We start from the raw sequence: 6,744 nt of genomic DNA, 5'->3' as shown, positions 1-6,744 counted from the left end.
AAACCACCCACACCCCCCTCAACCACCCCAACTACCCCACCCACACCCACCACCACACCACCCCCACCCACTAACCCCACCCTGGCGCCACCACGAGCCGGTGGCCACAGTGGGCAGATGACATGGACAGCCCCGACCGTCGAACGCACGACACAGATCGGCCGTCTGGCCACCCTTCCCGAAAGGCAGATGCTGGAGGGCTGGCTCACCTGGCACCGCGAGACCCTGCTCGGCACGTGCGCAGGGCTGACAGCCGCCCAGCTGGTACAGCCCGTGCTGCACCCCTCGAACCTCACTCTGCTCGGGCTGGTCCGTCACATGGCGGAGGTGGAAAGGTCATGGTTCAGGCGGCGCTTCGCCGGCGAGGACATCACGCGCCTACACACCGACCCCGAAGACGGCGATGAGGGAATCGAGGGAGTCCGCGAGGCGAACGCCGAACGAGACTTCGCCCGATACCGGGCCGAAACCGTTGCGTGCACGGCAGCAGTCACCGGACACGACCTCGATGAAACGTGCACATCCGCGCAAGGCGCTGCCCTCAGCCTGCGCTGGCTCTACGTACACATGATCCAGGAATACGCCCGCCACAACGGACATGCCGACCTGCTACGCCAGCACACAGACGGACGAACCAACAGCTGAACAGACACCACCGGCCGGGTTCTTCGCCGCTGCCTCCTTGCCGCATGAGGGCCCTTGGCCCACCGACCACGAGGCAGCGCCCCCCCATGTGGGCGAAAGAGGCCTGGCCTCGGTGAAGAGAGGCGTACGACATGGCCAGTTGTGCCCTGTCACGTCTGAAGCGGCCGGGCCTACCGTGCCGCACAGAACGCAGGTGCGGAGCAAAGCCATCTGGAGTCCGCCGCTGCCCACCGCGTACCACCAGCACACCGCACGCGAGCCCGGCGATCCGCGCCGGCCCCCGCCCCTTGGGAGTCGCGGTATGACAACAAGCAAGCGCAGAGGCGGACAGCGCTGGTGGAAGAGCACCTGGCGGGACGGCGGCGCGGACGCCGGCCAGGAGGGTGCCGCCCGGGGCGGCTACAGCGTCAACCGCAGCACAGAGGCGTTCCCCGCCATACAGAGCGGCACCGAAAGGCTCTGCCCGGGCCCCGGCACGGGCGACTGAACCGGGCCGGTCCCAGGGGGCGGAGCACACATGACGGCACCGGACTGGCGAGCCCTGCGGGAACGGCTCGACGCCGCTCCCGCACCAGCCCTGTACGGCCGCTACACCGTGCTCCGTCCCCACCGAGACGACGGCAACGGGTGGCCGCCCCCGTACCCCGCCCGCCACGACACCCGCTTCGCCCACCGGCCGCCGTACCAATGGCGCACGGAGACGGACGGCAACCTGCTCCTCGCCGACGAAGAGACCGCACCGCGCCTCGAACAACCCGGACCCGACTTCCCGGACGATGACGGCTTCCCCTGGGTTTTCGACCCGCACCCTTGCCGCTTGGTGCACTGCGCGAACAGCCCCCTGCTCGCGGACGCCGAGCCCCTCGGTCCCGCCCGCCGCGTCCTGTACGGCGACCGCGAAGGCGCAGCCGGGGTCTGGGAGATCGCGCTCCGCCTGCACGGGCCGGTACCGGAGCTGCGACTGACCGTCGACGCGACCGCGGGCATCCTCCTCGACGTACGCACCCCGGACGGCCGGTACCGCGAACGGCTCGTCGACCTCCACTTCCACGCCCTGCCGGAGGAACACTTCCGCTGGAGCGCGCAGGCCGAGGACAAGAAGCGACGCCAGGCCGCCCACGCCGAGCGCCTTGCCCAGCACGGCCGCACACACCGGCTGCCGCTCCCACGCTGGTGGCCCACCCCACTCGGCGGCCACCCCGAGTTGTACGACGGCGACCCCGACACGGGCTTCCTCGTCGTGGACCTGGACGTCCAGCCCACCACGGCAGACCGGCTGCGCAGCGCCCTCCTGGTACGCCGGCCGCTGGCAGACCCGCCGTACGAAGGCGGGCACATGCGGGACCCCGGCCTCTTCGTGCACCGCTGGCGGGACGAGTGGTGGCAGTGGTACCTCGTCCTCGACGGGCGTCCCCTGACTCCGAAAGAGCTGGGACTCACGGCCGACTCGCTCCGCGAGGGCTGAGCACGCACTCCTGCCGCGCGTCGCGATGACGTCTGACACATACACCACGCAGTTCGACGACGGTCGCGACTACCGGGCGCCTACGCTGCCGACCGCCCTGCCGGAATCACTGGTTTCCCACCTTCGGCGAGACGGCGGGACCCGAAAGAGGAATCCCGCACCCCGGTCATCCACTTCGCAATGCCCGGACACACACTGTGGCCAGCCTTGGCCCCTGACACAGCCAATGTGTAGGAATTCATACTTCCGGAACCTGGACCGGAAACGGAGGATATCCTTCGCGTTCCTGGCCTCAATGAGTGCTGTTATTGATCAGCGTCGGCTGGGCGCCAATGACCGACGGACCGATGGATGACGCAGAGATATTCACGGTGGGCACGAGCACCCCGATGCACCGCCCGGCCGGTCGCAATCGCGGCTCCACATGCGGTCGTCAGCAGCTCAGCGAGGGCTCCGGTACAGGCACCTTCGGCATGCCCCTTCACCATGCGCCTTCGCCATGCGGCGTCGGTCGTGCGGACAGGCGGGAAAGAGCATTCCTTGATCGAGAAATAGTCCTCGATCAAGGAATGTGAACAGTGCACTCCGGAATCTACGACTGTGGCACGGGCCCGCAGCGGCTTCGAGTCGCCGGTCGAGTTCGCGCGTTCGTCCCGTCAACGGGACGTTCGGCAACCCACCCGAGACGGCGTTTCGACCCGTCGTCGACGGGCTGTTCACTATCGTGGGCGACGGGGCATTGGATAACTTCAGCACGGCGACACGAAGCCGCTTCGATAAAGCGACGGGCCCAAGGAAGTCGTGTGCAAGATTGCCGCGTTCACATCTTTTCCGGGTCCGTGCGCACGGTCACGGCATCGCGCTCGCAGCAGCTTCCTCACTGACTCTCCTCGCCGGAGGAGCGACCGTACAGGCTGGATGCCCGGTGCCTGGCGACACGTCTCCACCGGGGCGAGTCGCGACGCGTCGACGCGGGTCAGGTCGAGGCGAAGCGAGGCGAGTCACACGTGTCCCCATCAGAAGTCGGAAGCCGTGGGATCCACGGGCCGGGCCGCCACAGCGCCACGCGTCGGGCTCGTCGCGGGCAAGGTACGCGAAGGGAAACAGTGATATGTCCGAGGGCCTACGCAGATCCGATGCGTCAGTACACACCGACGGCAGTGCCACCGGTCCGCTCGACCGTGGTCCGTGCGGTGCCGACGCCTACGGGAGGACCAAGGCGCGCGACCGGCTCACCGAAGCCCACCTCGCCGGCCAACAGCGCTACTGGCTCGCCCAGCTCGACGACCTTCCGGTGTTGCGGCTGCCGGTGGACCGGGCGCGCTCGACGGAGCCGAGCACGGCGCGCACCCCGGTCGGGTTCCGCGTGCCGGCGGAGGTCGTCGACAGGATGAGCGACCTGGCGGGCGAAGTCGGCGGGACGCTGTTCACCGTCCTGCTCACCGCGTCCCAGGCGCTCTTCTCCCGTCACGGCAGGCAGCAGGACGTTCCTCTGGCCACCCTGACCACTGGCCGAGCGCTCGACCAGTCGGACGGCTGCTTCGCCAATGCGGTCGTTCTGCGGGCGACGATCCAGCCGGACGTCCCGTTCAGGCGCCTGGTCGAGCGGAACGTCCGCCTTGTCGACGACGCGGTGGCCAACGGGGACCTGCCGTTCTCCAGGGTCGCGGACGCCCTGGCGCCCGAGGGCGCTGACGGGGGGTCTCCCCCGGCCCAGGTGCTGGTGGTCCTGCGCGGTGACGACGCGCCCGAGGCACCTGCGGCGTTCGACCTCACCATCGACTGCCGGTTGGCCGGTACGGGCGAGCTCGTCGGGGCCTTCGTCTACGACCCGGCGTTGTTTGATGCGGCCACCGTCCGTCGCCTGGTCGGCCACTTCATGGTGCTGCTGACCGCCGCCGCGCAGGATCCGGGGAAGCCCGTGGGTGATCTGCCCCTGCTGGACGAGGAGCAGCGGCACATACTGCTGGACGAGTGGGGTGCCAACCCGGTGCGGGCGCGGACGTGGCCGTGCGTGCACGAACTCGTCGGGGAGCGCGCCCGGTCGGCGCCCGACGCGCTCGCGGTCGTCTCGGCCTCGGGCACGGCCACCGACACCGACACCGACACCGACACCGACACCGACACGATGACGTACGGGCAGTTGGACACCGCCGCCAACCAGCTCGCCCACCTGCTGGTGTCCCGGGGCGTGCGTCGCGGTGACGTCGTCGGCGTCTGCCTGCCGCGCGGCCCGAGGCTGGTCACCGCGCTGCTCGCCGTCCTCCGCGCCGGCTGCCTCTACCTACCGCTGGACCCCCGCTACCCGGTCGACCGCCTTGCCTACATGCTCGACGACGCCGACGTGTCGGTGTGCGTCACCGAGAGCGCGCTGGTCGGGACGTTGCGCGCGGCGACCGGCGCCGACTTCGTCGCGCTGGACGAAGAGGAGCGGAACCTGGCCGTCCAGCCGTCCGAGGCGCCGGCCGTCCCGGTGTCCGCGCGTGACGGGGCGTACGTCATCTACACGTCGGGGTCGACCGGCAGGCCCAAGGGGACCGTGGTGGAGCACCGCTCGGTCACGCGGCTGCTCCGCGACGCCGACTACATCCCGCTGCGGCCCGACGACGTCGTGGCCCAAGGTGCCGACGCCACGTTCGACGCGGCGACCTTCGAGATCTGGGCGCCGCTGGCCGCGGGCGCCCGCATGGTGGTCATCGACAAGGACACGATGCTCGACCCGATGGCGCTGACGCAGGCGCTGACCCGGTACGACATCAGTACGCTCGTGCTCACGACGGCGGTGTTCAACCAGGTGGTCGCCGCCCGGCCCGACGCGTTCAAGACGCTGCGGCACCTGCTGTTCGGCGGTGAGGCGGTCAATCCGGACCGGGTGGCGCAGGCCTTGGCGGCCGGTCCCCCGCAGCGTCTGATCCACTGCTACGGCCCCACCGAGACGACCGCCTTCGCCACCTGGCACCTGGCAGAGGCGATCGGCGAGCACGGCACGGTACCCATCGGCCGTCCGGTGGTGAACACGAGTGTGTACGTGCTCGACGAGCGGCTGCACCCGGTGCCCGCGGGGGTGGTCGGCGAGCTGTTCATCGGCGGGCCCGGCGTCGCGCGCGGCTATCTGGCCCGCCCCGACCTCACCGCGGAGCGCTTCCTGCCCGACGTCTTCGGCGCGGCCCCGGGGGACCGCATGTACCGCACCGGCGACCTGGTGCGGTGGTCGGCCGAGGGCGCCCTGGAGTACGTCGGCCGGATCGACCGCCAGGTCAAGGTCCGCGGCTTCCGCATCGAGCCGAACGAGATCGAGCTCGTGCTCCAGCAGCACCCGGACGTCGAGGCGGCGGTGGTGATCGTGCGCGAGGAGGGCGAGCACAAGCGCCTCGTCGGCTACGTCCGCCCCGAGCCGGGCCGGCGGCCCGAGCCGGCCGCGCTGCGGGACTTCGTCGCGGACCGGCTCCCCGAGTTCATGGTGCCCGCGGCGGTGGCGCTGCTCGACACGTTTCCGCTCACGCCGAGCGGCAAGGTCGACCGGGCCGCGCTGCCGGACGTGGAGCGCGCCGCCGACGCGGAGGACTACGTGGCGCCCCGCACGGACGACGAGCGTGTGCTCGCCGAGGTCTGGGCCGAGGTGCTCGACGTCGACCGGGTCGGCATCACCGACAACTTCTACGAGATCGGTGGCGACTCCGTCCTCGGCATCATGGTCGTCGCCAAGGCCCGGGCGGCCGGTGTGTCGGTCTCGGCCAAGGACCTGTTCCGGCTGCAGACCATCGCGGCGCTGAGCGCCGAGGCGGCGGACACCGCGTCCGTTCGCTGATTTCGCTGGTACACCTTCGTGGAGGGCAATGTGCGCACCGTAAGACCAGGCCTCAAGGGGCGTCTGGTCCCCGAGAACCGCAGCCTGTGGCGGGCCCGGCGACCCGGGGCACAGCACCGGATCGTCTGCTTTCCCCATGCGGGCGGCGGCGCCAACGCGTACGCGAGCTGGGCGCGGCGGCTGCCGGAGGAGGTCGAGCTGGCGGCCGTGCAGCTACCGGGCCGGCAGAACCGGCTCGCGGAGGGCCCGGCCGTGGACGTCGGCCGGCTCGTGCGGGAGATCGTCGCCGACCTGCGTCCCGTGCTCACCGGGCCGTTCTCCTTCTTCGGGCACTCGTGCGGGTCGCTGCTGGCCTTCGAGGTGGCGAGGGCACTGCAGTTGCGGGGCGGCCCCCGTCCGGACCGGCTGTTCGTGTCCGCCCAGTCCACTCCCGAGGTGATCTGGGCCGGGCCCAAGCTGCACGACCTGCCGGAGCGGGAGTTCCACGCCGCCGTGCTCAGCCTCGGGGGGTTCGACGAGGAAGTGAGCGCGGACCAGGAGGTCATGGACGCGCTGGTGCCGGTCGTGCTCGCCGACTTCCAGCTCTGGGAGCGGCACCGCGTCACCACGGCGCCCGCGTTGGAGAGCCCGATCACCGGGCTCGTCGGGGAGTCCGACTGGCGGGCTCCGCTGGAGACCGTGAAGGGGTGGAGCGAGTACACCTCGGCGGCGTTCACGACCGAGATCTTCCCCGGCGGTCACTTCTATCTGAACGAGGAGGGCAACGACGTCCCGGGGTTCGTGGGCCGGACCCTGTTGGAGGCGTAGCACCACTGCCGTACCGACG

5 protein-coding genes are annotated in these 6,744 nt (G+C 70.5%); all 5 read left to right on the top strand.

Translation table 11 applies throughout. From position 1 onward, the window contains the following. Positions 1–117 precede the first annotated feature (117 nt). Positions 118–645 carry a DinB family protein gene (locus tag QK440_RS33110; RefSeq protein WP_282796948.1) on the top strand — a complete coding sequence of 176 codons (528 nt, stop codon included), beginning with the start codon at positions 118–120 and terminating at the stop codon, positions 643–645. 301 nt (positions 646–946) lie between these two features. After that, positions 947–1,132, top strand: coding sequence for a hypothetical protein (locus QK440_RS33105; protein WP_282796947.1), 186 nt, complete (start codon positions 947–949; stop codon positions 1,130–1,132). Positions 1,133–1,162: 30 nt separating this feature from the next. Next, a complete protein-coding gene (locus QK440_RS33100; protein WP_282796946.1) occupies positions 1,163–2,110 on the top strand; it encodes a hypothetical protein in 948 nt (315 codons plus the stop codon). A 1,111-nt stretch (positions 2,111–3,221) separates the two neighbouring features. Continuing rightward, positions 3,222–5,918, top strand: coding sequence for an amino acid adenylation domain-containing protein (locus tag QK440_RS33095; protein WP_282796945.1), 2,697 nt, complete (start codon positions 3,222–3,224; stop codon positions 5,916–5,918). Positions 5,919–5,948: 30 nt separating this feature from the next. Beyond that, positions 5,949–6,725: a thioesterase domain-containing protein gene (locus tag QK440_RS33090; RefSeq protein ID WP_282796944.1), complete on the top strand. Its 777-nt coding sequence runs from the start codon at positions 5,949–5,951 to the stop codon at positions 6,723–6,725. Positions 6,726–6,744: the final 19 nt, after the last annotated feature.

The sequence above is a fragment of the Streptomyces sp. CC224B genome (assembly GCF_030010595.1).
Taxonomy (GTDB): Bacteria; Actinomycetota; Actinomycetes; order Streptomycetales; family Streptomycetaceae; genus Streptomyces; species Streptomyces longispororuber.
Note: the sequence above shows the minus strand (reverse complement) of the source record. Positions and strands in the feature narration are given on the sequence as shown.

Coding starts and splice junctions, on each gene's coding strand:
- QK440_RS33110 (WP_282796948.1), top strand. CDS start 118: ATGACATGGACAGCCCCGACCGTCGAACGCACGACACAGATCGGCCGT.
- QK440_RS33105 (WP_282796947.1), top strand. CDS start 947: ATGACAACAAGCAAGCGCAGAGGCGGACAGCGCTGGTGGAAGAGCACC.
- QK440_RS33100 (WP_282796946.1), top strand. CDS start 1,163: ATGACGGCACCGGACTGGCGAGCCCTGCGGGAACGGCTCGACGCCGCT.
- QK440_RS33095 (WP_282796945.1), top strand. CDS start 3,222: ATGTCCGAGGGCCTACGCAGATCCGATGCGTCAGTACACACCGACGGC.